This is a genomic window from Mesorhizobium sp. B2-4-6, assembly GCF_006442775.1.
GTDB lineage: Bacteria > Pseudomonadota > Alphaproteobacteria > Rhizobiales > Rhizobiaceae > Mesorhizobium.
Window position 1 is genome coordinate 25,734 of sequence record NZ_VFVI01000015.1, and the last position, 26,273, is coordinate 52,006.

A 26,273-nucleotide genomic window follows, 5' to 3' on the forward strand; every position below is an offset into this window, starting at 1 on the left:
GCGCGACCTGTTGGTCGTCGCCACTTGGCTGGACTGGTAATTCCCGCCCGTTTCCGCCATATAGCGCCCAAACGGATTGGAATGACCGGTTAGATGGCAGGCACCGCCCCCTTCGCCAAGATGAACGGCATCGGCAACGAGATCATCGTTGCCGATATGCGCGGCCGTGCTGACAAGGTGACGGCCGCGGCGGCGATCGCCCTCAACGGCGACGCGGCGACCAAGTTCGACCAGATCATGGCGATCCACGATGCGAAGACGCCGGGCACCGCCTATTATGTCGACATCCTGAATTCCGACGGCACCGGTGCGCAGGCCTGCGGCAACGGCATGCGCTGCGTAGTGCAGGCTTTGGCGGCCGAGACGGGCAACAAGAGCTTCGCCTTCGAGACCCGCGCCGGCATCCTGAATGCGCAGGAGCATGCCGACGGCACGATCTCGGTCGACATGGGCAAGCCGCGCTTCGGCTGGCAGGAGATCCCGCTGGCGGAAGAATTCCGCGACACCCGCATGATCGAGCTGCAGATCGGCCCGATCGACGCTCCGGTGCTGCATTCGCCCTCGGCGCTCTCGATGGGCAACCCGCATGCCATCTTCTGGGTCGACAACGATGTCTGGTCCTACGAGCTCGAGCGCTTCGGCCCGCTGCTCGAGAATCATCCGATTTTTCCCGAACGCGCCAACATCACCATCGCCCAGGTGACGTCGCCTGAAACCATGATCATCCGCACCTGGGAGCGCGGCGCCGGCCTGACCAAGGCCTGCGGCTCGGCCGCCTGCGCTGCCGTGGTCGCGGCCGCCCGCACCAGGCGCACCGGCCGCAGCGTTTCGCTGCTGACGCCGGGCGGCGGCGAGCTCAATGTCGAATGGCGCGATGACGACCACGTTATCCTGACCGGCGCGGCCGAATGGGAATTTTCCGGCAGCTTCGATCCCTCGACCGGCGCCTGGGCCCGCGACACCGAAAGCGCCGCCTGATGTCCGCCCTTCAAAAGGGCGCGCCCCAAGGCCCCACCGGCAAGGGTATCGACGTCGTCACCTTCGGCTGCCGCCTCAACACCTATGAATCGGAAGTGATGCGCCGCGAGGCCGAAAGCGCTGGCCTCGGCGCGCTTCAGGGCGGCGCCGTCATCTTCAACACCTGCGCTGTCACGGCGGAAGCCGTGCGCCAGGCCAAGCAGGCGATCCGCAAGGCGCGCCGCGAGAACCCTTCGGCCCGCATCGTCGTCACCGGCTGCGCGGCGCAGACCGAGCCGCAGAATTTCGCCGCCATGGACGAGGTCGACCTGGTGCTTGGCAATGAGGAAAAGCTCAAGGCCAACTCCTACCGCGCGCTGCCCGATTTCGGCGTCAACGACACCGAGAAGGCGCGCGTCAACGACATCTTTTCCGTGCGCGAGACGGCAAGCCACATGGTCGACGCCATCGAGGGCCGGGCGCGCGCTTTCGTGCAGGTCCAGAACGGCTGCGACCATCGCTGCACCTTCTGCATCATCCCTTACGGCCGCGGCAATTCGCGCTCCGTGCCGATGGGCGCGGTGGTCGAGCAGGTGAAGCGGCTGGCCGGCAACGGCTATGCCGAGATCGTTTTGACCGGTGTCGACATGACCAGCTTCGGCGCCGACCTGCCCGGTAGCCCAAAGCTTGGAAAGCTGGTGAAGACGATCCTGCGCCAGGTGCCGGACGTGAAGCGGCTGCGGCTATCCTCGATCGATTCCATCGAGGCCGATGACGACCTGCTCGACGCCATCGCCACCGAGCGGAGGCTGATGCCGCATCTGCATCTGTCGCTGCAGTCGGGCGACGACATGATCCTGAAGCGCATGAAGCGCCGGCATCTGCGCGACCAGTCGATCCGCTTCTGCGAGGACGTGCGCAAGCTGCGTCCTGCAATCGTCTTCGGCGCCGACATCATCGCCGGCTTCCCGACCGAGACCGAGGCGATGTTCGAGAATTCGGAAAGAATAATCGAGGAATGCGGGCTGACGCATCTCCACGTCTTTCCGTTCAGCCCGCGCGAAGGCACGCCCGCCGCGCGCATGCCCCACGTCCGCCGCGAGGTGGTGAAGGCGCGCGCCGCAAGGCTGCGCGCCGCCGGCGATGCCGCCTATCATCGTCACCTTTCGTCGCTTGCCGGCACGCGGCAGTCGATCCTGGTCGAGCGCGACGGACTTGGCCGCACCGAGGGTTTCACGCTGGCCGCGATCGACACCGGCGCGCCCGGGGAGATCGTCGATGCCGTGATCGCCGGCCATGACGGCGCCCGACTGATTGCGGCGCCCTTTGCCGCGCAAGCCGCCTGAGAACGCGAGACGCATGGCTGGTTTCTTCAAGAAGATATTTTCGTTCGGCAAGAAAGAGGTCGTCGAGGAGCGCGCCGACGAGACGGCCCCGCTGCCGCCGATCAAATGGGACGCGCTCGAAGCGCTGAAGCCCGAGGCCGAGCAGGCTGCGCCGGAACTTTTGGCGCGCGACGAGCAGCAGTCCGTGGCGGAGGCCGCGCCGGCGAGCGAACCCGCTGTTGAGCTTGCTCCCGCTCTGCCTGAAGAGCCGAAGCCCGAGCCCGCTCCGACTGTCCCACCGACGCCCGAGCCGATCGTTCCCGACGAGCCGGAACCGCTGCCGCAATCGGAACCGGAAGAAGAGCCGCAACCGGCGCCTGAGAAGCCCGAGCCGCCGGCGCCCGAAGAAGTGCCGCCCGCGCGACCTGAGCCTTTACCCGCGCCGACACCGGCGCCTGAACCTGCTCCGCAGGAAGTGCCCGCACCCGCGCCGGCTCAGCCGGACATCGAGCCTTCGCGTCCGGAACCGCAGCCGGAGCAGCCACCGGTCGAAGTGCCGACGCCGCCTGCCGAAGTCCCGGTCGAAACGCCGCCGCCCATCGAGGTTCCGCCAGTGGCGCCGCCCTCTGTGGAACCATCCGCCGAAGCCGGCGCGGAAATCGCGCCTCCTATTCGACAGCCAGCGCCCGTCGAGCCGCAGCCGATCTTGGCCGAGATCGCGCCGGAACCGGAGGCCGTGCCGCCGCCGCCAAAGCCCACGCCCTCTGCCGGCAAGGTGACGGTTTCAAAGAAGGTCGAGCAGAAGGCGGAGCCGGTAAAGGCGCCGGAGCCAGCGCCGCGGCGCTCCTGGTTCCAGCGCATGCGCGAAGGGCTCGCCCGCTCCTCGCGCGAGCTTACCGGCAACATTGCCGGCGTCTTCACCAAGCGCAAGCTGGACGAGGAGACGCTGCAGGATCTGGAGGACGTGCTGATCCGCGCCGATCTCGGCGTGGAAACGGCGCTGCGCGTCACCGATTCTCTCGCCTCGAGCCGCTACGGCAAGGATGTCTCGGACTCGGAAGTCCGCGCCGTGATGGCCGCGGAGGTGGAGAAGGTGCTGACGCCGGTGGCAAAACCGCTCGAGCTCGATCTCAGCCACAAGCCCCATGTCATCCTGGTCGTCGGCGTCAACGGCACCGGCAAGACCACCACCATCGGCAAGCTTGCCGCCAAGCTCACCGATGGCGGCCTTCAGGTGATGCTGGCCGCCGGCGACACGTTCCGCGCCGCCGCGATCGAGCAGTTGAAGATCTGGGGCGAGCGGACGAAATCGCCGGTCGTCGCCTCGAAACTCGGCGCCGATGCGGCGGGCCTCGCCTATGACGCCTTCGAGAAGGCCAAGGAGGCCGGCTCCGACGTGCTGATCATCGACACCGCCGGCCGGCTGCAGAACAAGACCGAGCTGATGGCGGAGCTGGAAAAGATCGTGCGTGTGCTGGGCAAACTCGATCCGGAAGCGCCGCACACGGTGCTGCAGACGGTCGACGCCACCACCGGCCAGAACGCGCTGAACCAGGTCGAGATCTTCCGCAACGTCGCTGGCGTCAACGGGCTGGTGATGACCAAGCTGGACGGCACGGCTCGCGGCGGTATTCTGGTGGCGATCGCCGCCAAGCATCGGCTGCCGGTCTATTTCATCGGCGTCGGCGAGCAGGTCGACGACCTCGAACCGTTTTCCGCCAGCGAATTCGCCAGGGCGATCGCCGGCGTGGCTTGAACAAAGGCGCGATCTGGAAAGGCCGCCTGCTTTTCGGCCAGATCATGCGCAAGAAGGACTTTTATGAATATCCTCGAACGCGACCCGTCCGATCCTCGCCGCAAGCCGATCAACCCCGGCTTGAAGTTCCTGCTCGAGCTTGGGCCAGGGCTCGTGTTCTTCTTCACCACCATCCGCGGCGAATGGCTGGCCGAGAAATTCCCGGTACTCAGCCACCTCGGCGAGCCGATCCTGATCGCCACCGCCTTCTTCATGGTCGCGACGGCGCTTTCGCTGAGCGTCTCCTGGCTGCTGACGCGCAGCCTGCCGCTGATGCCGCTGGTCTCGGCGATCGTCGTCTTCGTCTTCGGCGCGCTGGCGCTTTACCTGCAGGACAAGACCTTTGCCTTCATGAAGCCGACGATCATCAACTCGCTGTTCGGCGTCACGCTGCTCGGCGGGCTGCTGTTCGGCCGGTCGCTCCTTGGTTACGTTTTCGATTCCGCCTTCCAGCTCGATGCCGAGGGCTGGCGCAAGCTGACCTTCCGCTGGGGCCTGTTCTTCCTCTTTCTGGCCCTGCTCAACGAGGTCGTCTGGCGCAACTTTTCCGAGGCGACCTGGCTTTATTTCAAGGTCTGGGGCACGATCCCGATCACCTTGCTGTTCACCTTCAGCCAGATGCCGCTGATCATGCGCCACTCGCTGGAGGAAAAAGCCAAGGAAGAGAAGGCCGGGAATTAAAGCAGTTCCAGGAAAAGTGGCTGCCGGTTGTGTTCGGCGACTTCGCCGTAACATCCGTGCGGAATTGCGCCAGAATGAGGGGACGGCGTGGAATTCCTCACCACGCACGACGAGCTGAGGACGATCTACAAGACGCCCCGGCCGACCGACGGCTCGATCCGCAAGGAGCTCAAAAGCCTCGACGGCCACTGCCGCTCCTTCATCGGCAAGAGCCCCTTCGTGCTGATCGGCTCTTCCGACGGCAACGGCAATGCCGACGTGACGCCTAGCGCATGACCCCGAAAATCGAAATCGATTTTCGGAAAGGATCATGCGCCAAATCAAAAGTGTTACAGCGTCCTTTGCGCGTCCAAAGGACGCGCGGCGCTGTAATGGCGACAAGCCCGGCTTCACCGCCATCCTCGACAACTCCACCATCGCCATTCCCGATCGACCCGGCAACAACCGGCTGGACACGCTGGAAAACATCATCCGCAATCCGTCGGTCGGGCTGCTCTTCCTCATCCCCGGCATGAACGAGACGCTGCGCGTCAATGGCGATGCCCGCATCACCGTTGATTCCGTCTTACGCGAACGCCTCGCTGTCGACGGCAAGGAGCCGCAAAGCGTCATCGTGGTGACGGTCAAGGCCGCTTATATGCACTGCGCCAAGGCCTTCATGCGCTCGGATCTGTGGAAGCCGGAGACCTGGTACGACCGCGCGACCCTGCCGACGCTCGGCCAGATCATACGCGACCAGCTGGCCCTTGGCGAAAGCGCCGGCGAGATCGACCGCGAGCTGGACGACGATTACCGCCAGACCATGTGGTAGGCTCGCGGACGACTCAACCCTTCGTCCGGCTCCCTCCCTTGATCGAGATCATCGCCATATCGGGCAGCCTGCGCGCCGCCTCGACCAACTCGGCCCTGGTTGCCGCATTGGCCGCCAACGCGCCCGCGAACTGCCGCCTCAAGGTTTATGACGGCCTTGGCCGGCTGCCGATCTTCAACCCCGACGATGAGGGCGAGCGCACGCCGCCGGATGCGGCTCGGCTGATCGAGGCGGTGACCCGCGCCGACGCCGTCATCGTCTCCTGCCCCGAATATGCGCATGGCGTGCCCGGCGGCATGAAGAACGCGCTGGACTGGCTGGTCTCGCGCGACGCCGCGGTAGGCAAGCCGGCGATGCTGGTCCACGCCTCGCCCCGTTCGCTCTATGCGCGGGCGGCACTGGCCGAGATCATGCGGACGATGTCGTTCGCGATGTATGAGGAAGGGATGCTGGAGATCGCGCTGCTGGGCAAGAAGCCGGCGGAGATGGAGGCGATTCTCAGCGAGGATGCGAACCGGCGGGCGATGCGTGAGGCGGTGCGGGGTTTTGCGGGTTTTATTCACGGACAAACATAAGGTCGTCATTCTAGGGCGGAGCAAGGAGCGAAGCAACGCGGCGCAGACCTGACGCTAAGGCGTTGCGACGCTTACAGAATTCTGCACCGTTGCGCTCGACGTCGAAGGGCGCGGAATGGATCCTCGGGTCAAGCCCGAGGATGACGAACGCGAAGGGAAGCGCCCATATCTCGCCGTCGCCGAAAGAACCTTGCAGGCCCCCGAATCTGCTGCGTCCTATCCCTTCCGCAGCGTCTCGACATCGGTCTTGCCGACATACCAGTCGCGGGCGTTGACCTCTTCGAAGACCACCCAGACGTCGTCATTGCCGAGCCCGGTGGCCTCCATGATGGCCGAGGTGACTTTCTTGGCGATGTCGGCCTTCTTGCCGGCCGGATCGGCGGCGATCACTTCCTTGACGATGCGGATGTTGACGAACGGCATTCTTTCCTCCCGGTAATCTCAAGCTCCCCGCCTCATGGAACATGCGAGCGAGGATTGCCGCCTAGTATGTCTTTGCTCCATTCACCATCAGCCGCACCATATAGAGCGAGGTGGTGCCGGCGATGTAGAGACAGTTGAGCTTGTTGCCGCCGAACACGCAGTTGGCGGTCACTTCCGGCACCTTGACCTTGCCGATCAGCGTGCCGTCCGGATCGTAGCAATGGATGCCGTCGGCAGCACTCGTCCAGATGCGCCCGTCGGAATCGAGCCGAAAACCGTCGAACAGGCCGGCGGTGCAGTCGGCGAACACCTTGTCGCCGGAAACCTTCTTGCCGTGCTTGCCGACGTTGAAGACGCGCATATGCGCCGGGTTCTTCTCGCCATGCGTGCGGCCGGTGTCGACGACGTAGAGCAGGCTTTCGTCGAGCGAGAAGGCAAGCCCGTTCGGCCGCACCATGTCGGTGATGACGGCCTCGACATCGCCCGTCTCGGGATCGACGCGATAGACATTGCAGGCGCCGATCTCGCTTTCGGCCTTGTCGCCCTCATAATCGGTGTCGATGCCGTAGCTCGGATCCGTGAACCAGATCGAGCCGTCGGAGCGTACCACCACGTCGTTGGGCGAGTTCAGCCGCTTGCCCTTCCATTTGTCGGCGATGGTGGTGACCGAGCCGTCAAACTCGGTGCGGCTGACGCGGCGGCCGGAATGCTCGCAGGTCACCAGCCGCCCCTGCCGGTCGACGGTATTGCCGTTGGAATTGCCGGACGGCTGGCGGAACACGCTGACGCTGCCGTCGGTCTCGTCATAGCGCAGCATGCGGTTGTTCGGGATGTCCGACCAGACGACATAGCGGCCGGCGGCGAACCAGGCCGGCCCTTCCGCCCAGCGGCAGCCGGTGAACAGCTTTTCCACCTGCGCGCTGCCGTTGAACAGGCGCGCGAAGCGCGAATCGAGAACTTCGTAATAGTCTGCGGCCGCCATGCATGTTCCTCCCGGCATTCACGTGACGGGCGGATCAAGCCAGCCCGAAGGCGATCTGGCAAGACGGCAGCCCGTAATTTGTATGACAAAACAGATGAGAACTGCGTGAAGCCCGGCCGGCGCGGGCCGCGTGCGGCGCATTGCCTGTTAGGGCTGGGTTAACCGGCTATGCGCTGAATGCAATGGTGCATTGCAACATCTTTCTTTTGCATCGCACCATTCCTATGTCATCCTCGTAATCGTCAGGGAGGAACAACTAAGAAGGAACCCTGTCATGTTCGACAATCTTGTCTCCCGCGGCCGCGCCAGCATGGCCAAGCGCCGCCACTACAACCGACTTGTCGCCGAAATCGAGAACCTGTCCAGTCGCGATCTCGCCGATCTGCGGGCCGACCGCTCGGAAATGCTCTACCAGGTCCACAAGCAGATCTACGGTTGAGCGGCAGGCCGATCGTCCGGCCACTTCGTCATTCTCGGGCTTGACCCGAGAATCCATTCCGTGATTTCCAGGCGTCGCAGCGATGCAGAACGCGCTGCACAAGCGCCGAAATCCAGGCCGCCGCGCTCCTCGATCAGCGTCACGGAATGGATTCTAGGGTCTGCGCGCGTCGCTTCGCTCCTTGCTTCGCCCTAGAATGACGAACGTGACAGGCGCCTCAGCCCGGCGCCACGTCAGCCCGGCGCCGCCAGCGCTTTCTCGATCTGCGGCAACAGCAACGTCCTGACCGACTCGGGCGTCAGCGGCCCGACATGCTTGTAGGCGATCCTGCCATCCTTGCCGATGACGAAGGTCTCGGGCACGCCATAGACGCCCCAGTCGATCGCCGCGCGTCCGGCCGGATCGACGCCGATCGCCTGATACGGATTGCCGAGATCGCCAAGGAAGCGGCGGGCGTTTTCCGGCTGGTCCTTGTAGTTCAGCGCGGCAAGCGTGAAGCGCTTGTCCTGCGACAGGCCGAGCAGCACCGGATGCTCTTCGCGGCACGGCGCGCACCAGGACGCGAACACGTTGACCAGCGTCACCTTGCCGGTAAAGGACTTTGTATCCAGCCCCGGCAGGCTGGTCCCTTCGAGCGGCGGCAGGTTGGTCTGCGGCGCCGGCAGCCCGATCAATGCCGAGGGGATTTCAGAGGCGTCGCGGCCCGAAAGCAGCTGCGACAGGAACAGCCCCGCCAGGCCCAGGAACACCAGAAGCGGCAGAAGCACGAACAGGCGACGCCGCGGCGCCGGCGTTTCGGTTTCGATGCTCATGATTTGACAGCCTTGTCGGAGCGCCGGCGCACTCCGGCCGCTTCCAGCGCCGCGAGCTCGCGCCTGCGCGCCCGCTGGTCGAGCAGGATCCAGCCGATCAGCCCGGCGAGCACGACGGCGGTGATGGCATAGGCGGCGGTGACGAAGAGGGCGTGCGCGCTCATGTCAGCCGCTCCCCGCTCTCCGCCGTGCCAATCGTTGCGATCATGTCTTCCCTTAACCTCGCACCGGCAGTTCCGCAATTTGTCGCGGTGCCGCAGTGAAGGAACGTCCTCGTCGTCTCAATCCGTCCCATGCCGCAGCGCCAGCGCCGCCGCCAAGGGACCGAGCACCGCAAGAAACAGCGTCAGCGCGGCAAGAATGAGGAAAGGCTGGAGGAATGGCGCCGGATCGGCCACCGCGCCATAGCTTGCCGAAACGCCGAAGATCAGCACCGGAATGGTCAAAGGCAGCACCAGCACCGAAATCAGCAATCCGCCGCGCGGCAGCGCCACCGCCACCGCGGCACCTGCGGCGCCGATGAAAGTGATGGCCGGCGTGCCGACGAGAAGCGTGAGCGCCGTGGCGCCGATGCCGAGCGGCTCCATGTTCATGAACAGGCCAAGCAGAGGCGCGGCGATCACCAGCGGCAGCACGCTGCCGGTCCAGTGCGCCAGGCATTTGGTCAGCACCGTCAGCGCCAGCATGTGGCGGTCGTTGTTCAGCACCAGCAGATCGAGCGAGCCGTCCTCGCGGTCGGCCTGGAACAGGCGGTCGAGCCCGAGCAGGCAGGCGAGCAGGGCGGCGATCCAAAGGATCGCCGGGCCGATACGCGACAAGAGGTTGAGGTCGGGACCGACGCCGAACGGAATGGTGACGATGACGGCGAGGAAGAAGATGACGCCGATCAGCGCCCCGCCGCCGGCGCGGATGGAAAGGCGGATGTCGCGCAGGAAGAGGGGCCACATTACAAAGGGATCCCTTGGCGAGGCTGGCGCTCCGGCACACCCCCCTCTGGCCTGCCGGCCATCTCCCCCGCAAGGGGGGAGATCGAATGTCGCGCGGACTTTCGCCAATCACCGACGCCGCGAAGGAGATGCCGGCGCCGAAGCCGCCAATCTCCCCCCTTGCGGGGGAGATGTCCGGCAGGACAGAGGGGGGTGCCTCGCGCCGACATCAGTCGCCCATCCTCAACACCTTCGCCCCCTCCAGCCCCAGCGGCAGATGCGTGGCCGCCACGACAATCCCTCCGTCACGCAGATGCCCCCGCATCAGCCCCGCGAACCGATCCTCCGATGCCTTGTCCAGCCCCGCGGTCGGCTCGTCGAGCAGCCAGACCGGCCGGCGGCTCACCAGGAGCTTGGCGATCGAGGCCCGCCGTCTCTGCCCGGTCGACAGATAGCCGAAGGGCAGATGTCCGAGACCGCCCAGCGCCACCGTCTCCAGCGCTTCCTCGACGCTCAACCCCGGTTCACCCTGGAACGCGCGCCAGAAGCCGAGATCCTCCTCGACGCTGAGCGCCGTCTTCATCGCGTTGAGATGGCCGAGATAATGGGAAGCAGAGGCGACCGTCGGGAAGGCCTCGCCGCCATCCTCGAACCGCACCTTTCCTTGCGCGGCCGGCAGCAGGCCGGCGACGATTCTGAGCAGCGTCGATTTGCCCGAGCCGTTCGGACCGGTGACAATGAGCGCCTCGCCCTTGTCCAGCGCAAAGCCGATGTTGGAAAAAACCGTCTCGCCGCCGCGCTCGCCGCCTAGATTTTCGGCGATCAGCCGCATTCTTGCCCGTCCCGAAAGCACCGTTTCGTGGCCGTTTCCGGCTCACGCAAATTCGTCCTTCGACTGTCTAGAACTATTCCAGGAAATTCTCTATATGCGGTTCATCCGTGCCAGCGGTCGGCGCGGGATCAGAATTAGCGCCGAACCAGCGCACGCGCCGCCTTGAACGGCTCGGGTTGCTTGGGAGCGGACAGCGGAAATGGCCGTACCCGCACCTTTGCGCGTGATTGCATGCCAACGGCGTCCGTTCCCTTTCAGGCTGAACAGACAAGGACGGATCGCCGTGACCAAATCCCTCGACAGTTTCAATTGCCGCCGCACCCTGACCGTGGGTGGCGCGGACTATGTTTATTTCAACCTCGTCGAGGCCGAGAAGAACGGCCTCACCGGCATCGCCCAGCTGCCTTATTCGATGAAGGTGCTGCTGGAGAACCTGTTGCGCAACGAGGATGGCCGTTCGGTCACCAGGGAATCGATCCAGGCGGTCGCCGCCTGGCTGACCGACAAGGGCACCGCCGGCGTCGAGATCGCCTACCGCCCGGCCCGCGTGCTGATGCAGGATTTCACCGGCGTTCCGGCGGTGGTCGACCTGGCGGCGATGCGCGACGGCATCAAGGCGCTCGGCGGCGACCCCGAGAAGATCAATCCGCTGGTGCCGGTCGACCTCGTCATCGACCACTCCGTCATCGTCGACGAGTTCGGCACGCCGATGGCTTTCGCCCGCAATGTCGAGCTGGAATATGAGCGCAACGAGGAGCGCTACAAATTCCTGAAATGGGGCCAGCAGGCCTTCCGCAACTTCCGCGTCGTGCCGCCCGGGACCGGCATCTGCCACCAGGTCAACCTCGAATATCTGGGACAGGTCGTGTGGACCAACGCTGAAGACGGCGAGAACACCGCCTATCCCGACACCTGCGTCGGCACCGATTCGCACACCACCATGATCAACGGCCTCGGCGTTTTGGGCTGGGGCGTCGGCGGCATCGAGGCCGAGGCCGCGATGCTCGGCCAGCCGGTCTCCATGCTCTTGCCGGAAGTCATCGGCTTCCGCCTCACCGGCAAGCTCAAGGAAGGCGTCACCGCCACCGACCTGGTGCTCACCGTCACCCAGATGCTGCGCAAGAAGGGCGTCGTCGGCAAATTCGTCGAGTTCTTCGGCCCCGGCCTCTCCAACATGACGCTGGCCGACCGCGCCACCATCGGCAACATGGCGCCGGAATATGGCGCGACCTGCGGCTTCTTCCCGGTCGACTCGGAAACCATCCGCTACCTGACAATGTCCGGCCGCGAGGAGAACCGCATCGCGCTGGTCGAGGCCTATTCCAAGGCGCAAGGCATGTGGCGCGACACAGGCTCGGCCGATCCGGTCTTCACCGACCTGCTCGAGCTCGACCTCGGCGACGTCGTGCCGTCGATGGCCGGCCCGAAGCGCCCAGAGGGCCGCGTCGCCCTGCAGGACATCCCCGCCGGCTTCGCCAAGGCGATGGAGACCGAATACAAGAAGGCCGCCGAAATTTCCAAGCGCTACGCCGTCGAAGGCACCGATTACGATCTCGGCCATGGCGACGTCGTCATCGCCGCCATCACCTCCTGCACCAACACCTCGAACCCGAGCGTGCTGATCGGCGCCGGCCTGCTTGCCCGCAACGCCAACCGCCGCGGCCTGAAGCAGAAGCCATGGGTGAAAACCTCGCTCGCGCCCGGCAGCCAGGTGGTGGCCGAATATCTCGAAAAGTCCGGCCTGCAGAAGGAACTCGACCAGATCGGCTTCAACCTGGTCGGCTTCGGCTGCACCACCTGCATCGGCAATTCCGGCCCGCTGCCGGCGCCGATCTCCAAGACCATTAACGACAAGGGCCTGATCGCCGCCGCGGTGCTTTCCGGCAACCGCAACTTCGAAGGCCGCGTATCGCCGGACGTCCAGGCGAACTACCTCGCCTCGCCGCCGCTGGTGGTGGCGCATGCGCTGGCCGGCACGGTGACCAGGGACCTGACCACCGAGCCGCTCGGCGAGGGCAGCGACGGCAAGCCGGTCTATCTCAAGGACATCTGGCCGACCTCGGCCGAGATCCAGGAGTTCATCGAGAAGAACGTCACCCGCGAGCTGTTCGCCCGCAAATATGCCGACGTCTTCAAGGGCGACGCCTACTGGCAGAAGGTCAAGGCGCCGGAAGGCCAGACCTATGCGTGGGACGACCACTCGACCTATGTGCAGAACCCGCCCTATTTCGCCGGCATGGGCCGCTCCTTCGGCAAGGTCGGCGACATCAAGGGCGCGCGCGTGCTCGGCCTCTTCGGCGACAAGATCACCACCGATCACATCTCGCCGGCGGGCTCGATCAAGGCTGCATCGCCGGCCGGCAAGTATCTGACAGAGCATGGCGTCGGCGTCGCCGACTTCAACCAGTACGGCACGCGGCGCGGCAACCATGAGGTGATGATGCGCGGCACCTTCGCCAACATCCGCATCCGCAACCACATGCTGGGCGAGAACGGCCGCGAGGGCGGCTACACGATCCACTATCCCTCGAAGGAGGAGATGTCGATCTACGACGCGGCGATGGAATACAAGCAGGAAGGCGTGCCGCTGGTGATCTTCGCCGGCGTCGAATACGGCAACGGCTCGTCGCGCGACTGGGCGGCCAAGGGCACCAACCTGCTCGGCGTCCGCGCGGTCATCGCCCAGTCCTTCGAGCGCATCCACCGCTCCAACCTGGTCGGCATGGGCGTCATCCCCTTCGTCTTCGAGGACGGCACCTCATGGGCCTCGCTCAATCTGAAGGGCGACGAGCTGGTCGAGATCGATGGCCTGGACGCGATCAAGCCGCGCCAGAAGATGGTCGCCAAGGTCACCTATGGCGACGGCACTGTGAAGAACGTGCCGATCATCTGCCGCATCGATACGCTGGATGAGCTCGACTACTTCAAGAACGGCGGCATCCTGCAATACGTGCTGCGCGACCTGGCCGCGTAGCGGCCAGGGAATAGGGCTTAGGCATTAGGCAGTAGGGAAAGGACACCTACTGCCTACTGCCTACTGCCTACTGCCTACTGCCTACTGCCTACTGCCTACTGCCTACTGCCTTACCTTCGGCTTCCCGAACCGCGCCGTCGCCGCCAGCAACACGGCGAGCATCAGCCCGTTGAAGACATGCCAGAGGAAATGCGTGCCGAGCGGGAAGCTGGCGCAGACCAGCGGGTCGATCATGCGGCAGAGGACCGAGACGACGAAGATCGCCGACCCGGTCAGATTGTACCAGCCGGCCCGGTTGCCGGTGGCCGCCGCCCACGCTCCGAAGAAGGCGAGCGCCAGGAAGGGCGGCAGGTAGCCCGTGGTGCCGTTCGACGCCTGGCGCAGCCAGTCGGGCACGGCGAAGGCGATCAACCCGGCGACGACATAGAAGGCGACGAAGACGAGGATCGCCTTGCCCCATTCCATGCCGAGGAAACGCCGCAGGTTGAACAGCGTATAGGCCAGCGTGAAGCCGGCGATCGGCAGGATGTCGGCCCAGATCGTGCCTTTGCTGGCGAAGGTGTGGAAAAGGGTCGAGCCGATGCCGATCGCCACCACCCACCAGGCCAGCACCTCGGCGAAGGTGCCGGTCTTGTATCGCCGCACCTGCTGGACGCCCCATAGTCCCGCGGCGATGAAAGCCAGGTTGGTCAAAGCATTAGCCGGCTCGGCCCAAAGTCCAGGCCCCGTCCGTTCGCAATAGAGATCGACAGGGGTCAGGAGAGTTTGCCACATGGTGAGGATGCTGCCCCCGAATCGAACCAAGCCTTGAAATGCAACCGCCTCTCCTATTGCGCCCTTACCTGCGGCAGCAACAGCAAAAATTTCACCGCAACGTGACTTCCCGTTGACTGGCGCTTCTGCCACATATTTTAGCAATCAGAACAAAGCCGGCGTCACCGGCGGGAATTGGAAAAGTCATGGCATTTCGAGGACGATTGCGGCTTGCGGCAGTAGCGCTGGCCCTTACGGCGTTGGGCGGCGTGGCCCTGGCAGCCGAGCCTGAGAAGGCCGCGACCGGCAAGCCTCAAGCCGACAAGCCTTTGGGCGTGGTCGAATTGTTCACCAGTCAGGGCTGCAGTTCCTGCCCACCGGCCGACGAGTTGTTTGCCGAGCTCGCCGGCAAGGACGACATCGTCGCGCTCGCCTACCACGTCAATTACTGGGACTATCTCGGCTGGCAGGACACGCTGAGCACCAAGGAGAACACCGACCGTCAGTATGACTATATGCGCGCCTTCGGCAGCCGCTCGGTCTACACGCCGCAAGCCGTCATCAATGGCCGCAGCCACGTCAACGGCGCCAGCCGCAAGGATGTCGACGGCGCCTTGGCGCGGATGGACAGGATCGGTGAGGGCATGCGGGTCGCCATCAAAGTCAGCCGCACCAGCGACCGTGTCATGATCGACGCGGGCGATGCCGGCAACGGCCCGACCGATGCCCATGTGGTGATCGTCTATTTCGATCCGCCGCAGATGGTGAAGATAGGTCAGGGCGAGAACAGCGGCCGCAGCCTGACCTACTGGAACGCCGTTTCCGACATCCAGACCGCCGGCATGTGGCACGGCAAGGCGCAACGTTACGAATTGCCGATGACCGAGATCGCCAAGAAAGGCGGCTGCGCGGTGCTGCTGCAGTCGGTCGGTCGGGACGGCATGCCCGGCCCGATCCTCGGTGCCGCCTTCATCCGCAAGCCCGACCAGCTTTAGCTCCACCTTCTCCCACAAGGGGAGAAGGGAAATAAAAAACCGGCGTCAGCTTGCTTCTGACGCCGGTCATTCAGGTTTTGGGATCGTCGCACCTGATTTTTCCAAGGAAAAACCGAGGTTGGTTCGATCCGACGCTGACCCGTGGGCGGGGGGCTTGGGGTTTACGAGCCGGTGCCGGACCGAACCGTCTCAGGCAACGCCGGTAAATTCGTCGGACATTGGGGCATGAGCGCGGATTATTTGTGGCGAGAATGTGGCGGAGCATCACCAATTCCAACATGTGTTTCGCAAATGTGACTGGACGTTTGGGAAACAGCACGACCGCGCGCGTGCTTAGCCGGCCCTTGCAATTAGACCGCGCCCTTGCAATTCCATCATGAAAGCGCGAACCTTGCCCGGCGCATGATTCAATCGAAGGATCGAGGCATGACCGATCACAGCAGCGGGACGGAGGATGGGGAAGCATCCGGAATATTGATCCCGTTGCACGAGGCGCGCAACGCCCGCCTCGACCAGCCGGTGCGATTCGACCGGCGCGAGCTCGACCAGATCCTGAGGCTTTACGGACGCATGGTGGCGGCCAATGAATGGCGCGACTACGCGATCGACCATCTCACCGATCGCGCTGTCTTTTCCGTCTTCCGCCGGGCCAGCGAAGTGCCGCTTTTCCAGATCGTCAAGGATCCCAGGCTGGCGCGCCGGCAAGGCGCTTTTGCCGTGATCGCCGCAGGCGGCCGCATCCTGAAGCGCAGCCAGGAACTCGGCCGCGTGCTTGGCGTGTTCGATGCAAAGCTGAAGGTTGTCGAGGCGTAATCCGGAATTGGAGAACTCCAATCTCCAATTCCCCAGTTCCTCAATTCCCCCGAAACTTCCGTTCCGGCAGCGAATGCGGATCGGGCGGCAGTTCCGCGCCGCCATTCAGGGATAGCTGCATGAACACCGTGTCCAGCCAGCGCCCGTGCTTGTAGCCCGATGCTTCCAGGCGACCGGAATGGCGGAAGCCGAGCTTCTCGTGCAGCCGCACAGAGGCGCTGTCCGCGTGGCCGTCGCCGATCACCGCGATGATCTGGCGGAAGCCTGCCGCGCGCGCCGTCTCGATCAGGGCCTGCATCAGCAGGAAGCCGGCGCCTTGCCCCTTGGCCTCCGGCGCGACATAGACCGAATCCTCGACGACGAATCGGTAGGCGGGGCGCGGCCGGAACGGCCCGGCATAGGCGTAGCCAAGCACGATGCCGTCCTTCTCCGCCACGAGATAAGGAAAGCCGCCGGCCGCCAGGCTGTCGAATCGGTCGCCCATTTCGGCGCGGCTGGGCGGCTCCAGCTCGTAGCTCGCCGTGCCATGCGCGACCGCATCGGCATAGATTTCGGTGATTCGGTCAAGGTCGGCCGCGGTGGCGGCCCTGATCGCAGTATTGCTCATAATTTGTGCAGGTCTCTTTCCTGCCTCGATAACAGCAGAGGACCGCGCAAAAAGAAAGGGCGGCCGTTGGGCCGCCCTCCGCAAAGTCTATGGTCCACTGAGACCGGGAACCGCCCTTAGCGGCGGTCGCCCATGAACTGCAGCAGGAACATGAACAGGTTGATGAAGTCGAGATAGAGGCGCAGCGCGCCCATGATCGCCTTGCGGCCGGCGACATCGGCGACGTCACCTTCGAAATACATCTCCTTGATCTTCTGCGTGTCGTAGGCGGTGAGGCCCGCAAAGACCAGCACACCGATAGCCGAGATCGCGAAAGCGAGCGCCGACGACTGCAGGAAGATGTTGATCAGCATCGCGATCAGCAGGCCGATCACGCCCATGATCAGGAACGAGCCGAACGCCGACAGGTCCCGCCTGGTCGTGTAGCCGTAGAGCGACAGGCCGCCGAAGGCCGCGGCCGTGGCGAAGAAGGTCTGGGTGATGCTGGTGCCGGTGTAGACGAGGAAGATCGTCGACAGCGACAGGCCGACAAGGCCGGCATAGACCCAGAATGTGGCTTGCGCCGCGCCCACGCTCATCGACTGGATACGGAACGACAGGAACATCACGGCGGCGAGCGGCGCCAGGATGACGACCCAGCGGAACGCGCTTGCATAGATGAGCTGCCCGAAGGCGGTCAGCTGGCCGTCGCCCGTCACGGCGAGCTGGAAGGCGCCCCAGGCGGCAAGGCCGGTGATCAAAAGGCCAAGCCCCATGAGGTTGTAGACCTTGATCATATAGGCGCGCAGGCCCTGATCGATATCGACGCGCGCGCCGGGGGCGGCGGACGTCTGGTAGTTGCGAATGGGATCAGCCATTGGAAATCCTCTGTTGCTTCTGCCCCGTCCGGTGACAGGTCCGCTCGGAGCGGTCCCCGGGACCAGGCGCCGCTGGCGGAGCTCCAGCATGCCTAGCGCGAAATATGATGGTTCTTGACGTCAAGAACAAGACGGTAACGGGCCGTAACGCTTTGTGAGAAGGCAAAAGGCCGGTTTTCGGGTCTTCCGGGCGGCATTCTTACAAAGATTTAACCGGGCTTACAAAGATTTAACCGGGCGGGCGGCTCTCGGCCTTCCGTCAAAGGTTGCGCAACACCGGCGCCGCCTTGTGACCGAGCACCCGCCAGGTGCCGGCAAGGCCGATGCCGACGGTGACCGCCAGCGAAACCAGGATCGTCGCCACCGCGACCTCCGGCATGAAATGCGACGGCAGCGTCATGATATGCGCGACCACGAACCAGGCGGCGATGCCGCCGGCGGCAAGCGCGAACAGCGCCGTCGCGAGGCCGATCAGCACATATTCCAGCGAGAAGGCCGTGATCAGCGTCCGCCGCGTCGCGCCGAGCGTCTTCAGCACCACCGCGTCGTGGATGCGCGCCCGGTTGCCGGCGGCAAGCGCCCCGGAGAGCACCAGCACCGAGGCGATCAGCGCCACGCCGGCGGCGGCGCGGATCGCCGTGCCCAATTGCGCGACCAGCCGGTTGACGATGTCGAGCGCGTCCTTGACGCGAACCGTCGTCACCGCCGGAAAGGCGCGGGTGACGGCATTGAGCAGCCTTGCGTCGTCGGCCGTGCTGGCTTGTTTGTCGGTCAGCGTCGCCAGCCAGCCATGCGGCGCCCCGGCAAAGGCGTTGGGCGAGAAATCCATGACGAAGTTGATGCCCATCGTCTCCCATTGCACCTGACGGAAGTTGGCTATTTTCGCCGTGACGTTGCGTCCCAGCACATTGACGGTGACGGTGTCGCCGAGCTTCAGCCCGATCGCCTTGCCCTCCTCCGCCGAGAACGACACCAGCGGCTCGCCGGAATAGTCCTGCGGCCACCACGCGCCTTCGGTCAGCGTCGTATTTTCCGGCTGTTTCGCGTCATAGGTCAGGCCGCGGTCGCCGCGCAGCACCCAGGCGCCGTCGGCCGGGATCTTCACCTTGTCGACGTCGACGCCGTTGAGCGCCATGATGCGGCCGCGCAGCATCGGCACCTTGACCAGCGTTCCCCGAGGCGACTCCTTGCCGACGAGGCTGGCGAAGGCGTCGACGTCGCTGCTCTGGATATCGACGAAGAAGAAGTTCGGCGCCCGCTCCGGCAGGCTGCCGGAGATCTGCCGCCTGAGATTCCCGTCGATCAGCGCCAGCGTCACCAGCAGCGTCAGCCCGAGGCCAAGCGACAGCACCACCGAGGGCGTCAGCGCGCCCGGACGGTGGATGTTGCCGAGCGCCAGCCGCAGCGAAACGAAACGCACGCGCGGGCTCTTTTTTGCCGCCCACTGCACCAGCAACGCCACCAGCCGCAGCACCAGGAAGGCGAAGACCGTGGCGCCGACGAAGATCGAGGCGATGCGGTAATCATTGGCCGAGAGGATCGCCAGCGCCGCCAGCGCCAGCACGATCGCCAGAGCAGCGCCCGTATAGGGCAGGCGCGGCAGGCCGCGGCTCTCGAATCCCATTTCGCGGAACAGCGCGGTTGCCGGCACGTCGCGGGCGCGGCCGAGCGGCAGCAGCGCGAAGGCCAGCGTCACCAGCAAGCCGAAGAGTGCGGCCATGGCGAGCGCGCCAGGATAGAAGCCGCCTTGCGCGGGCACCGGGATGACCGACTGCAGGAGCGCGCTCGCCACGAACGGCATCGCGGCGCCCAGGATCAGCCCGAGCACGATGCCGAGGCCCGCGATCAACAGGATCTGCACCAGATAGACGGTGAAGACGAAGCCGCCCGAGGCGCCGAAGCTCTTGAAGGTGGCGATGACGCCGCGCTTGCCGTCGAGATAGGCGCGCACCGCGTTGGCGACGCCGACGCCGCCGACCACCAGCGCCGTCAGCCCGACCAGGGTCAGGAACTGCGAGAAGCGCTCGATATTGGCGGATAGCGCGGGTGCCGCGTTGCTGCGCGTTCGGATCGACCAGCCGGCCTGCGGGAAATCCTTCGCGGCCTCGGCCTGGATGTCCTTGATCCGCGCCTCGGACGCGCCGTCGGGCAGCCTCACCTTATAGGCGTTCTCGACCAGGCTGCCGGGCTGCACCAGGCCGGATGCGGCAAGGCCCTCGCGCGAAATCATCAGCCGCGGCGCGAAGCCGAAACCATCCGACACCGCATCCGGCTCGCTGACCAGCCTGGCTCGCAACTCGAAAATGGCGCTGCCGAGCTTCAGCCTGTCGCCGATGCGAACATTAAGCCGGTCGAACAACAGGTCGGGCGCGACGGCACCGAACACGCCGGACCTTTCGCCGAACAATTGATCCTTCGGCAGCGCCGGATCCGTCTCCAGCGTGCCGTAGAGCGGATAGGCGTCGTCGACGGCCTTTGCCTCGACCAGCGCCTGGTCGGAGCCGTCTTCCAGCCGCGCCATCGAGCGCATGCCGGAAGTCAGTGAGACCGTGCCGAGGCCTTTGATGAAGCCGAGTTCGGCGTCCGAAGCGCTGCGCTGGTTGACCTGGAAGCGCAGATCGCCGCCAAGCAGCGTCTGGCCTTGATTGGCGACGCCGGCGGAAATCGCCTGCGCCACCGAATTGACGCCGCCGATCGCCGCGACGCCCAGCGCGATGCAGGCAAGGAAGATCATGAAGCCGGACAGGCCGCCGCGCATCTCGCGCAGCGAGAAGCGGATGGCGAGCTTCAATGTCCGCATCAGGCGGGAACCTTCACGGCTTTCGGCGCGTCCTCGATCCGCCCTGAGCGCATCGAGACCTGCCGCGCGCAACGCGCGGCAAGCGTCGGGTCGTGCGTCACCAGCACCAGCGTCATGCCGCGTTCCGCCGCCTTGGCGAACAGAAGATCGGCGATCTGCTTTCCCGTCGCCTGGTCGAGATTGCCGGTCGGCTCGTCGGCGATGAGGATGCGCGGCGACGGCGCCAGCGCCCGGGCGATCGCCACGCGCTGCTGCTCGCCGCCGGAGAGCTCGCCCGGATAGTGCGTCACACGGTCGCTCAGGCCGACGGCGGCGAGCTCGCGCGCGGCGACGCCGAACGGGTCGGCATGGCCGGCAAGCTCGAGCGGCACCGCGACGTTTTCGAGCGCCGTCATGTTGGGAATGAGATGGAAGGACTGAAAGACGATGCCAATGTTTCGCCCACGAAACGATGCGATTTGGTCCTCGCTTTTGCCGTTGAGCAGCTCACCGGCGATCCGGACCGTACCCGAATCGACCCGTTCCAGGCCGGCAAGAACCATCAGCAGGGTTGATTTGCCCGAGCCCGACGGTCCAACGATGCCGGTGGCTTCGCCGGCCGCGACATCGAGGCTGACGCCTTTCAGCACGTGGACGGAGGAAGCCCCCTCGCCGAGCGTCAGCGATACGTCCCTCAGCGCGATGACGGCTTCTGTCACAATGAAAGTGCCCTATATGTGGAAAAAGGAGACGGCCCGTGTCTCTTTCCTTGGGTTGTTTCGGTCATATGGGGCTCGCCGCATGGCATTCAAACACCGTTTTGCCGCAGCCCTCATCCTTTTCCTCGCCGTTTGCGGCGCCATTACGCCGGCGCGCGCCGCCACCTTCACCATCGTCGGCTTCGGCGACAGCCTGATGGCAGGCTTCGGCCTTGGCCCGGGCCAGGGCTTCACCGACAGGCTGCAGGCGGCGCTGAAGGCTAAGGGCCTCGACATCACCGTCGCCAATGCTGGCGTCTCCGGCGACACATCGAGCGGCGGGCTGGCGCGGCTCGACTGGTCGGTGCCGGACGGCACGAGGCTCGTCATCCTCGAACTCGGCGCCAACGACATGCTGCGCGGCGTCGCTCCCGGCATCGCCGAGAAGAACCTCGACGCCATGCTGGCAAAGTTGAAGCAGCGCGACATCCCGGTGCTGCTCGCCGGCATGCGCGCCGCGCCCAATCTCGGCGCCGACTACCAGCAGGCCTTCGACGCCATCTACCCGAAGCTTGCCGCTAAATATGCCCTTCCGCTCTATCCGTTCTTTCTCGACGGCGTCGCCGGCCACCCCGACCTGCAGCTGGAGGACGGCCTGCACCCCAATCCGAAGGGCGTCGACGTGATCGTCGAGCGCATCCTGCCCACCGTCGAGAAGGCGATCGCCGACAATGGCGGCCCGTCGTGAGTCCAAAACGCCACGGTTTCCGCTGGGGAAACTTTGTGGACAACAAAGCTCTTGCCCCGCGCTTATATCGATGATTCGCTAGGGACGAGAGTTTCGATTCGAGGACAGGAGGCTTCACATGCCACGTCTTTTCACCGCCCTCGAAATTCCGCGTGATGCTGCTCTCTCCCTGTCCTTGCTCCGGGGCGGGTTGCCCGGAGCGCGCTGGATCGACGTCGAAAACTACCATCTGACGCTGCGCTTCATCGGCGATGTCGAAGGCCATGTCGCCGACGAGATCGCCAACGCGCTGGACCGGGTCGACCGCCCCTCTTTCCAGATGACGCTCTCCGGCGTCGGCGCCTTCGGCGGCAAGAAGCCGCATGCGGTATGGGCCGGCGTGTCGGCCTCGCCCGACCTGACGGCGCTGCAGGGCGAGATCGACCGCATCTGCCAGCGGCTCGGCCTGCCGGCCGACCCGCGCAAATTCTCGCCGCATGTGACGCTGGCGCGCCTGCGCAACGGGAGCCCGCTCGATGTCGCGCAATATCTTTCGGCGCGCGGCAATTTTGCCGCGCTGCCCTTCCGCGTCGGCCGCTTCGTCCTGATGTCGTCGCGCGATTCGGTCGGCGGCGGCCCCTACATCGTCGAGGAAGCCTGGCCGCTGGTCGGTGAAGCGCTGGCCTCGAGCCGCTTCGCCAGCGCCTCGGATGCCTCGCGGATCATGCGATAGACCGAAGCGAAGGCCTCGGCGCCGTCGTAATAGGGATCCGGCACGTCCACCGTCTTTCCCGTCGCGAAATCCAGATAGAGATGGACCCGGTCGCGCGCGGTCGCTGGCGCCAGCGCCTTGAGGTCGCGCGCATTCGCGTGGTCCATGCCGAGAATCAGGTCGAAGCGCGAAAAATCCTCCGGCAGCACCTTGCGCGCCCTCTGCCCTGAAATGTCGACGCCATGCTTTGCGGCCACCGCGATCGAGCGTGGATCGGGCGCGGAGCCGACCTCCCAGCCGCTGGTCGCGGCCGAATCGAGCACGATGCGGCTGGCCAGCCCGCGCTCGGCCAGCACGCTATGGAAAACGCCCTCGGCAAGCGGTGACCGGCAGATATTGCCGAGGCAGACGAACAGAATGGATTTTATCGGCTTTTCGCGCATCGATCCGGCAGGTTTAAATCTTTGTTTTCATGCATGTCGTCAACCCAAAACCGCCGCGCACTTTTGGGCGACATGCATTATGGTGCAGGCCATTTCCGAATAGCACAGGGACCACACATGAACAGGGAAAAACTGACCAAGGACGCGATCGCCACGGCTCTGGCCGAGCTCGAGGGCTGGTCGCTCGCCGCCGACGGCGCTTCCATCAAACGCAGCTTCGTCTTCAAGAATTTCTCCGAGGCCTTCGCCTTCATGACGCGCGCGGCGCTGGCGGCCGAAAAGATGGACCATCATCCGGATTGGTCGAATGTCTACAAGACCGTCGACGTGACGCTGAACACGCATGACGCCGGCGGCGTGACGGCGCTGGATATCGAGTTGGCAAAGCGGATGAATCGCTATTTCGGCTGAGGCGAAAAGACTCGCCTTTCTTCGTCATTCCAGGGCGGAGGGATGCCTCGGCCAATCGCGGAAACTAGGCGATTGCCACCCAGGTCGCCGCTGACCAGCATCCCTTTTCCGATTTTCCGGCCAAGCAACCGCCCAAACTCTTGTAGCAGCCCCCCGCTTTCACCACATTTTCCCGCGGCGGGCCGGCGCAACGATGCGGGCGGCCGCCAAGGAGCGACTGATGACGCAAGGTACCGGTTTCGATTTCTTCGGCTTCGGCGACAAGCTTGCCGACGAGGGCGAGGTCCGCGAGAAATTCTGGCGCACCGCCAAGAAGGCGGCGCGGCAGATTCCGTTCATGGACGAGGTTGTCGCCGCCTATTATTGCGCCATGGACAAGGACACGCCGCTGCGCGCCAAGGCAATCCTGCTCGGCGCGTTGGGCTATTTCGTCCTGCCGTTCGACTTCATTCCCGATTTCGTCGTCGGCCTCGGCTTCACCGACGACCTTGCCGTGCTGACCGCCGCGATCACCGCCGTCAGCGGCCATATCACGGCTGCCCACAGGCAGGCCGCCAGGGACGCGCTGGCCGACAAGGGCTGACGGCGGCTCGCCCACGCCCGCAAATCAGCGCGTGCGAAAAGACAAACTCTTGCCGTTTTCGTGGCATCCAACTCCGCGCCGGGACGTCGCGCCGGCCTCAATCCACAGTGGCGGCGCGAATGGTGGCGGTTTCCTGGGGTGAGTTCCTTTTCTTCGAGGACGATTCACCGTTTGGTAACCCTGATTAAATCAAAATGAAGCGACGGCAGGACGCCACGCGGCCCGCCTCCGCACAATTTGGAATACGGGAAGAACGATGCGCGGATTGATTGCTATAGTTTCCAGCCTGGTCCTGGTGGGCTCGGCGGTGCCGGTATTGGCGCAGCAGGCGACCAAGATCGGCCAGCACAATGCCTGGGGCACCTACAGCTATCAGTCGGCCGCCGGCAAGGTGTGCTATGTGCTGACCGTGCCTACCGACAAGCAGCCCCCGTCGCTCGACCACGGCGACATGTTCTTCTTCGTCAGCCAGCGGCCCGGACAACAGGTCTCCTACGAGCCGCAGTTCATCGCCGGCTATAATTTCCAGGAAGGCTCCAAAGCCACCGTCACCATCGACAAGAAGTCGTTCTCGATGTTCACCCGCGGCAAGTCGGCCTGGGTCGAGAACGCCGCCGAAGAGCCGGTGCTGATCGCAGCCATGAAGACCGGCTCCGACATGAAGGTGCAGGCCAAGTCCGGCCGCGGCAACCCCACCTCCTACGTCTTCTCGCTCAAGGGCATCTCGGCCGCGCTGTCCTCGATCGCCAAGTGCAAATGAGCCGAGGCCCCTTGGCGGCGGACCGCAACATCATGCAAATGGCGATGGACCGTTGGCATTAGACGGCCATGATCCTCGCGAAACCGAAGACGCGCTTCGCAAGGCGGGCGTGCAGGTTTCCTGGGACGACATCGCCGCGCGACTGGAAGCTGTCGATGCGCGCGGCGACATTGAAAGCCAGGGAGATATGACCCTTTGGCGCAACAGCGAGGTCCGCCTCCCGCAAGTAAAAGCGGAAGAACGATAGATCAGCCTCGCGCCGGCTCCGCCTCCGCCCTGCGCCGCCGGATCGCCTCGGCGATGAAGACGCGCGACAGCGCGTGATAGAGCGGCTCGTTGGAGACGAGCCTAGCCGTACCGTAGCCCAGCACCGCCGCGCACATCAGCGCGATCACATTGTCGTGGTTGCCGGTCATTTCGAGGATGATGACGAAGGCCGTCATCGGTGCCTGCACGACGCCGGCGAAATAGCCGGCCATGCCGAGCAGCGCCGCGGTTCCCGTGGCCGCGCCGAAGACCAGGCCGAGCGTGCTGCCCAGCCCGGCGCCCACCGCCAGCGACGGCGCGAAGATGCCACCCGGTATACCCGACACCATCGACAAGAGGCCGGCCGCGAATTTCTCGACGAAGAAGATGGCCGGCAGCGGCGTGCCCTCGATCGCGCCGCGCGCCTGCGTGTAGCCGGTGCCGAAGGTCAATCCTCCGGAGGCGATGCCGATCGCGGCCACGGCAAGCCCGCAGACAGCCGCCACGGCCAGCGTGCGCGGCAGCGGTTGCAGCGCGTTCCAGCGCCGGATGCGGCGCATGACCTTCAGCGCCGAGAGCGAGAACAGCGCGCCGACACCGCCGCCGATGATGCCGCAGGCCAGCACCAGCGGCCAGTCGGCGGCGAAGGCGACCGTGTCCTTGGCGACGCCAAAATAGGTGTAGTTGCCGATGAGCCCAAGCGAGGCGAGGCCGGCCAGGATAACCGCCGTCAGCACAAGGCCGTTGGTGCGCGATTCATAGGCGCGGCCCATCTCCTCGATGGCGAAGACGATGCCGGCGAGCGGCGTGTTGAAGGCCGCCGCGATGCCGGCGGCCGAACCGGCAAGGATCAGGCCGCGCGCCTGCGCCATGCCGCCCCAGCGCGCCGCCTGCAGCATCAGCGAAGCGCCGACTTGTACCGTCGGGCCTTCGCGGCCGATCGACGCGCCGCAGGCGAGCCCGACGATGGTGAGCGCGATCTTGCCCGCCGCCAAACGCAACGACAGGATGTGGCTGCGGTCGTCCTCGTCGCGCAGATGCCGCGCAGCGATCGCCTGCGGAATGCCGCTGCCTTGCGATCCCGGGAAGAAGGAATGTGCAAGCCAGGCGCAAAGGACGAAACCGAGCGGCGTCACGACCAGCGGCAGATAGAAGCGCCAGCCACCGTCATTGCCCGTCATGAGATGGAACAGGGCCTGCGCCCGGTCGGCGAGCAGGGCGAACAGGACGCTGATCAGGCCGATCGAAATGGCGCCGGCCCAGAAGACGAGGCGCGGCTGCCAGACGCGCCGTGACATCCACATGGCCTGCGAACGCCGCAGCATGCGGTATTTTCGGGATATGCCGGCCATGCCTG

29 protein-coding genes and 1 pseudogene are annotated in these 26,273 nt (G+C 65.0%); 17 read left to right on the plus strand and 13 right to left on the minus strand.

From position 1 onward, the window contains the following. Nucleotides 1–93: 93 nt before the first annotated feature. From dapF to FJ957_RS27635, 7 genes and pseudogenes are all read left to right on the plus strand, one after another. Nucleotides 94–978, plus strand: coding sequence for a diaminopimelate epimerase (dapF, locus tag FJ957_RS27605; protein ID WP_140835993.1), 885 nt, complete (start codon nucleotides 94–96; stop codon nucleotides 976–978). Further along, entirely contained in the window at nucleotides 978–2,303 is a 1,326-nt protein-coding gene (gene mtaB, locus FJ957_RS27610; protein ID WP_140835994.1) for a tRNA (N(6)-L-threonylcarbamoyladenosine(37)-C(2))-methylthiotransferase MtaB, read from the plus strand. Before dapF ends, mtaB begins: the two co-directional genes overlap by 1 nt. 13 nt (nucleotides 2,304–2,316) lie before the next feature. After that, nucleotides 2,317–4,038, plus strand: coding sequence for a signal recognition particle-docking protein FtsY (ftsY, locus tag FJ957_RS27615; protein ID WP_140835995.1), 1,722 nt, complete (start codon nucleotides 2,317–2,319; stop codon nucleotides 4,036–4,038). Between the two features lie 63 nt (nucleotides 4,039–4,101). Then, the gene (locus tag FJ957_RS27620) at nucleotides 4,102–4,758 is read left to right on the plus strand and encodes a septation protein A (protein WP_140835996.1); all 657 of its coding nucleotides are present in this window, start codon (nucleotides 4,102–4,104) and stop codon (nucleotides 4,756–4,758) included. An 87-nt stretch (nucleotides 4,759–4,845) separates the two neighbouring features. After that, a pseudogene (locus FJ957_RS27625) lies at nucleotides 4,846–5,025 on the plus strand (pyridoxamine 5'-phosphate oxidase family protein); the annotation flags it as partial. A gap of 43 nt (nucleotides 5,026–5,068) precedes the next feature. After that, entirely contained in the window at nucleotides 5,069–5,569 is a 501-nt protein-coding gene (locus FJ957_RS27630; RefSeq protein ID WP_181180737.1) for an MSMEG_1061 family FMN-dependent PPOX-type flavoprotein, read from the plus strand. A gap of 38 nt (nucleotides 5,570–5,607) precedes the next feature. Then, nucleotides 5,608–6,144: an NADPH-dependent FMN reductase gene (locus FJ957_RS27635; RefSeq protein ID WP_140835997.1), complete on the plus strand. Its 537-nt coding sequence runs from the start codon at nucleotides 5,608–5,610 to the stop codon at nucleotides 6,142–6,144. Between the two features lie 216 nt (nucleotides 6,145–6,360). Here the strand turns inward: FJ957_RS27635 and FJ957_RS27640 are convergent, their stop codons facing one another. Continuing rightward, nucleotides 6,361–6,567: a 4-oxalocrotonate tautomerase family protein gene (locus FJ957_RS27640; RefSeq protein WP_140735320.1), complete on the minus strand. Its 207-nt coding sequence runs from the start codon at nucleotides 6,565–6,567 to the stop codon at nucleotides 6,361–6,363. A 61-nt stretch (nucleotides 6,568–6,628) separates the two neighbouring features. After that, nucleotides 6,629–7,549 carry an SMP-30/gluconolactonase/LRE family protein gene (locus FJ957_RS27645; protein ID WP_140835998.1) on the minus strand — a complete coding sequence of 307 codons (921 nt, stop codon included), beginning with the start codon at nucleotides 7,547–7,549 and terminating at the stop codon, nucleotides 6,629–6,631. Nucleotides 7,550–7,823: 274 nt separating this feature from the next. On the opposite strand from FJ957_RS27645, the gene FJ957_RS31985 reads away from it, so the two are divergent. Beyond that, the gene (locus FJ957_RS31985; RefSeq protein WP_181180738.1) at nucleotides 7,824–7,988 is read left to right on the plus strand and encodes a hypothetical protein; all 165 of its coding nucleotides are present in this window, start codon (nucleotides 7,824–7,826) and stop codon (nucleotides 7,986–7,988) included. A gap of 233 nt (nucleotides 7,989–8,221) precedes the next feature. On the opposite strand, the gene FJ957_RS27650 is transcribed toward FJ957_RS31985, so the two are convergent. The 4 genes from FJ957_RS27650 to ccmA form a co-directional block, all read right to left on the minus strand. Continuing rightward, nucleotides 8,222–8,800, minus strand: coding sequence for a DsbE family thiol:disulfide interchange protein (locus FJ957_RS27650; RefSeq protein ID WP_140835999.1), 579 nt, complete (start codon nucleotides 8,798–8,800; stop codon nucleotides 8,222–8,224). Continuing rightward, nucleotides 8,797–8,964 carry a heme exporter protein CcmD gene (ccmD, locus tag FJ957_RS27655; RefSeq protein ID WP_140836000.1) on the minus strand — a complete coding sequence of 56 codons (168 nt, stop codon included), beginning with the start codon at nucleotides 8,962–8,964 and terminating at the stop codon, nucleotides 8,797–8,799. Before ccmD ends, FJ957_RS27650 begins: the two co-directional genes overlap by 4 nt. 117 nt (nucleotides 8,965–9,081) lie before the next feature. Further along, complete coding sequence (gene ccmB / locus FJ957_RS27660) at nucleotides 9,082–9,747, minus strand: heme exporter protein CcmB (RefSeq protein ID WP_140836001.1); 666 nt, start codon at nucleotides 9,745–9,747, stop codon at nucleotides 9,082–9,084. 208 nt (nucleotides 9,748–9,955) lie between these two features. After that, nucleotides 9,956–10,558 carry a heme ABC exporter ATP-binding protein CcmA gene (ccmA, locus tag FJ957_RS27670; protein WP_140836003.1) on the minus strand — a complete coding sequence of 201 codons (603 nt, stop codon included), beginning with the start codon at nucleotides 10,556–10,558 and terminating at the stop codon, nucleotides 9,956–9,958. A 283-nt stretch (nucleotides 10,559–10,841) separates the two neighbouring features. Here ccmA and acnA point away from each other — a divergent pair, with 283 nt between their 5' ends. Then, nucleotides 10,842–13,532 (plus strand): aconitate hydratase AcnA, encoded by a 2,691-nt coding sequence (gene acnA / locus FJ957_RS27675; RefSeq protein ID WP_140836004.1) that lies wholly within the window; start codon nucleotides 10,842–10,844, stop codon nucleotides 13,530–13,532. A 102-nt stretch (nucleotides 13,533–13,634) separates the two neighbouring features. Here acnA and FJ957_RS27680 read toward each other — a convergent pair whose 3' ends face one another. Next, a complete protein-coding gene (locus FJ957_RS27680; protein ID WP_140836005.1) occupies nucleotides 13,635–14,306 on the minus strand; it encodes a ceramidase domain-containing protein in 672 nt (223 codons plus the stop codon). Nucleotides 14,307–14,491: 185 nt separating this feature from the next. Here FJ957_RS27680 and FJ957_RS27685 point away from each other — a divergent pair, with 185 nt between their 5' ends. Beyond that, the gene (locus FJ957_RS27685) at nucleotides 14,492–15,280 is read left to right on the plus strand and encodes a thioredoxin family protein (RefSeq protein ID WP_140836006.1); all 789 of its coding nucleotides are present in this window, start codon (nucleotides 14,492–14,494) and stop codon (nucleotides 15,278–15,280) included. A 426-nt stretch (nucleotides 15,281–15,706) separates the two neighbouring features. Next, the gene (locus tag FJ957_RS27690) at nucleotides 15,707–16,093 is read left to right on the plus strand and encodes a DUF2794 domain-containing protein (protein WP_140658621.1); all 387 of its coding nucleotides are present in this window, start codon (nucleotides 15,707–15,709) and stop codon (nucleotides 16,091–16,093) included. A 40-nt stretch (nucleotides 16,094–16,133) separates the two neighbouring features. On the opposite strand, the gene FJ957_RS27695 is transcribed toward FJ957_RS27690, so the two are convergent. The 4 genes from FJ957_RS27695 to FJ957_RS27710 form a co-directional block, all read right to left on the minus strand. Next, nucleotides 16,134–16,700: a GNAT family N-acetyltransferase gene (locus FJ957_RS27695; protein ID WP_140836007.1), complete on the minus strand. Its 567-nt coding sequence runs from the start codon at nucleotides 16,698–16,700 to the stop codon at nucleotides 16,134–16,136. Between the two features lie 116 nt (nucleotides 16,701–16,816). Continuing rightward, entirely contained in the window at nucleotides 16,817–17,557 is a 741-nt protein-coding gene (locus FJ957_RS27700; protein WP_140836008.1) for a Bax inhibitor-1/YccA family protein, read from the minus strand. A 259-nt stretch (nucleotides 17,558–17,816) separates the two neighbouring features. Then, on the minus strand, nucleotides 17,817–20,357 hold the full coding sequence (locus tag FJ957_RS27705) for an ABC transporter permease (RefSeq protein ID WP_140836009.1): 2,541 nt from the start codon (nucleotides 20,355–20,357) through the stop codon (nucleotides 17,817–17,819). Continuing rightward, nucleotides 20,357–21,055, minus strand: coding sequence for an ABC transporter ATP-binding protein (locus tag FJ957_RS27710; protein ID WP_140836010.1), 699 nt, complete (start codon nucleotides 21,053–21,055; stop codon nucleotides 20,357–20,359). The genes FJ957_RS27705 and FJ957_RS27710 overlap by 1 nt, the downstream gene beginning before the upstream one ends. An 82-nt stretch (nucleotides 21,056–21,137) precedes the next feature. Here FJ957_RS27710 and FJ957_RS27715 point away from each other — a divergent pair, with 82 nt between their 5' ends. Further along, nucleotides 21,138–21,782, plus strand: a complete 645-nt coding sequence (locus tag FJ957_RS27715; RefSeq protein ID WP_140836011.1) for an arylesterase — start codon at nucleotides 21,138–21,140, stop codon at nucleotides 21,780–21,782. A 118-nt stretch (nucleotides 21,783–21,900) separates the two neighbouring features. Beyond that, a complete protein-coding gene (gene thpR, locus FJ957_RS27720; RefSeq protein ID WP_140836012.1) occupies nucleotides 21,901–22,494 on the plus strand; it encodes an RNA 2',3'-cyclic phosphodiesterase in 594 nt (197 codons plus the stop codon). Here the strand turns inward: thpR and FJ957_RS27725 are convergent. Beyond that, nucleotides 22,401–22,916: a low molecular weight protein-tyrosine-phosphatase gene (locus tag FJ957_RS27725; protein ID WP_140836013.1), complete on the minus strand. Its 516-nt coding sequence runs from the start codon at nucleotides 22,914–22,916 to the stop codon at nucleotides 22,401–22,403. The two genes, thpR and FJ957_RS27725, sit on opposite strands and share 94 nt — an antisense overlap. 117 nt (nucleotides 22,917–23,033) lie before the next feature. Between FJ957_RS27725 and FJ957_RS27730 the strand changes: the two genes are divergently transcribed. The 4 genes from FJ957_RS27730 to FJ957_RS27745 all read left to right on the plus strand — a co-directional run bounded on the left by FJ957_RS27730 (nucleotide 23,034) and on the right by FJ957_RS27745 (nucleotide 24,917). Beyond that, on the plus strand, nucleotides 23,034–23,327 hold the full coding sequence (locus FJ957_RS27730; RefSeq protein ID WP_140836014.1) for a 4a-hydroxytetrahydrobiopterin dehydratase: 294 nt from the start codon (nucleotides 23,034–23,036) through the stop codon (nucleotides 23,325–23,327). 220 nt (nucleotides 23,328–23,547) lie between these two features. Further along, complete coding sequence (locus FJ957_RS27735; protein WP_140836015.1) at nucleotides 23,548–23,910, plus strand: YkvA family protein; 363 nt, start codon at nucleotides 23,548–23,550, stop codon at nucleotides 23,908–23,910. A 256-nt stretch (nucleotides 23,911–24,166) separates the two neighbouring features. Further along, complete coding sequence (locus FJ957_RS27740) at nucleotides 24,167–24,670, plus strand: invasion associated locus B family protein (RefSeq protein WP_140836016.1); 504 nt, start codon at nucleotides 24,167–24,169, stop codon at nucleotides 24,668–24,670. Nucleotides 24,671–24,722: 52 nt separating this feature from the next. After that, complete coding sequence (locus tag FJ957_RS27745; protein ID WP_140836017.1) at nucleotides 24,723–24,917, plus strand: hypothetical protein; 195 nt, start codon at nucleotides 24,723–24,725, stop codon at nucleotides 24,915–24,917. A 1-nt stretch (nucleotide 24,918) separates the two neighbouring features. Here the strand turns inward: FJ957_RS27745 and FJ957_RS27750 are convergent, their stop codons facing one another. Further along, on the minus strand, nucleotides 24,919–26,268 hold the full coding sequence (locus FJ957_RS27750) for a chloride channel protein (RefSeq protein ID WP_140836018.1): 1,350 nt from the start codon (nucleotides 26,266–26,268) through the stop codon (nucleotides 24,919–24,921). Nucleotides 26,269–26,273 lie beyond the last annotated feature (5 nt).

Excerpts from the sequence above, each read along its gene's own strand:
- dapF (WP_140835993.1), top strand. The coding sequence starts at position 94 with ATGGCAGGCACCGCCCCCTTCGCCAAGATGAACGGCATCGGCAACGAG.
- mtaB (WP_140835994.1), top strand. The coding sequence starts at position 978 with ATGTCCGCCCTTCAAAAGGGCGCGCCCCAAGGCCCCACCGGCAAGGGT.
- ftsY (WP_140835995.1), top strand. The coding sequence starts at position 2,317 with ATGGCTGGTTTCTTCAAGAAGATATTTTCGTTCGGCAAGAAAGAGGTC.
- FJ957_RS27620 (WP_140835996.1), top strand. The coding sequence starts at position 4,102 with ATGAATATCCTCGAACGCGACCCGTCCGATCCTCGCCGCAAGCCGATC.
- FJ957_RS27630 (WP_181180737.1), top strand. The coding sequence starts at position 5,069 with ATGCGCCAAATCAAAAGTGTTACAGCGTCCTTTGCGCGTCCAAAGGAC.
- FJ957_RS27640 (WP_140735320.1), bottom strand. The coding sequence starts at position 6,567 with ATGCCGTTCGTCAACATCCGCATCGTCAAGGAAGTGATCGCCGCCGAT.
- FJ957_RS27645 (WP_140835998.1), bottom strand. The coding sequence starts at position 7,549 with ATGGCGGCCGCAGACTATTACGAAGTTCTCGATTCGCGCTTCGCGCGC.
- FJ957_RS31985 (WP_181180738.1), top strand. The coding sequence starts at position 7,824 with ATGTTCGACAATCTTGTCTCCCGCGGCCGCGCCAGCATGGCCAAGCGC.
- FJ957_RS27650 (WP_140835999.1), bottom strand. The coding sequence starts at position 8,800 with ATGAGCATCGAAACCGAAACGCCGGCGCCGCGGCGTCGCCTGTTCGTG.
- ccmD (WP_140836000.1), bottom strand. The coding sequence starts at position 8,964 with ATGAGCGCGCACGCCCTCTTCGTCACCGCCGCCTATGCCATCACCGCC.
- ccmB (WP_140836001.1), bottom strand. The coding sequence starts at position 9,747 with ATGTGGCCCCTCTTCCTGCGCGACATCCGCCTTTCCATCCGCGCCGGC.
- ccmA (WP_140836003.1), bottom strand. The coding sequence starts at position 10,558 with ATGCGGCTGATCGCCGAAAATCTAGGCGGCGAGCGCGGCGGCGAGACG.
- FJ957_RS27680 (WP_140836005.1), bottom strand. The coding sequence starts at position 14,306 with ATGTGGCAAACTCTCCTGACCCCTGTCGATCTCTATTGCGAACGGACG.
- FJ957_RS27685 (WP_140836006.1), top strand. The coding sequence starts at position 14,492 with ATGGCATTTCGAGGACGATTGCGGCTTGCGGCAGTAGCGCTGGCCCTT.
- FJ957_RS27690 (WP_140658621.1), top strand. The coding sequence starts at position 15,707 with ATGACCGATCACAGCAGCGGGACGGAGGATGGGGAAGCATCCGGAATA.
- FJ957_RS27695 (WP_140836007.1), bottom strand. The coding sequence starts at position 16,700 with ATGAGCAATACTGCGATCAGGGCCGCCACCGCGGCCGACCTTGACCGA.
- FJ957_RS27700 (WP_140836008.1), bottom strand. The coding sequence starts at position 17,557 with ATGGCTGATCCCATTCGCAACTACCAGACGTCCGCCGCCCCCGGCGCG.
- FJ957_RS27705 (WP_140836009.1), bottom strand. The coding sequence starts at position 20,357 with ATGCGGACATTGAAGCTCGCCATCCGCTTCTCGCTGCGCGAGATGCGC.
- FJ957_RS27715 (WP_140836011.1), top strand. The coding sequence starts at position 21,138 with ATGGCATTCAAACACCGTTTTGCCGCAGCCCTCATCCTTTTCCTCGCC.
- thpR (WP_140836012.1), top strand. The coding sequence starts at position 21,901 with ATGCCACGTCTTTTCACCGCCCTCGAAATTCCGCGTGATGCTGCTCTC.
- FJ957_RS27725 (WP_140836013.1), bottom strand. The coding sequence starts at position 22,916 with ATGCGCGAAAAGCCGATAAAATCCATTCTGTTCGTCTGCCTCGGCAAT.
- FJ957_RS27730 (WP_140836014.1), top strand. The coding sequence starts at position 23,034 with ATGAACAGGGAAAAACTGACCAAGGACGCGATCGCCACGGCTCTGGCC.
- FJ957_RS27735 (WP_140836015.1), top strand. The coding sequence starts at position 23,548 with ATGACGCAAGGTACCGGTTTCGATTTCTTCGGCTTCGGCGACAAGCTT.
- FJ957_RS27740 (WP_140836016.1), top strand. The coding sequence starts at position 24,167 with ATGCGCGGATTGATTGCTATAGTTTCCAGCCTGGTCCTGGTGGGCTCG.
- FJ957_RS27750 (WP_140836018.1), bottom strand. The coding sequence starts at position 26,268 with ATGGCCGGCATATCCCGAAAATACCGCATGCTGCGGCGTTCGCAGGCC.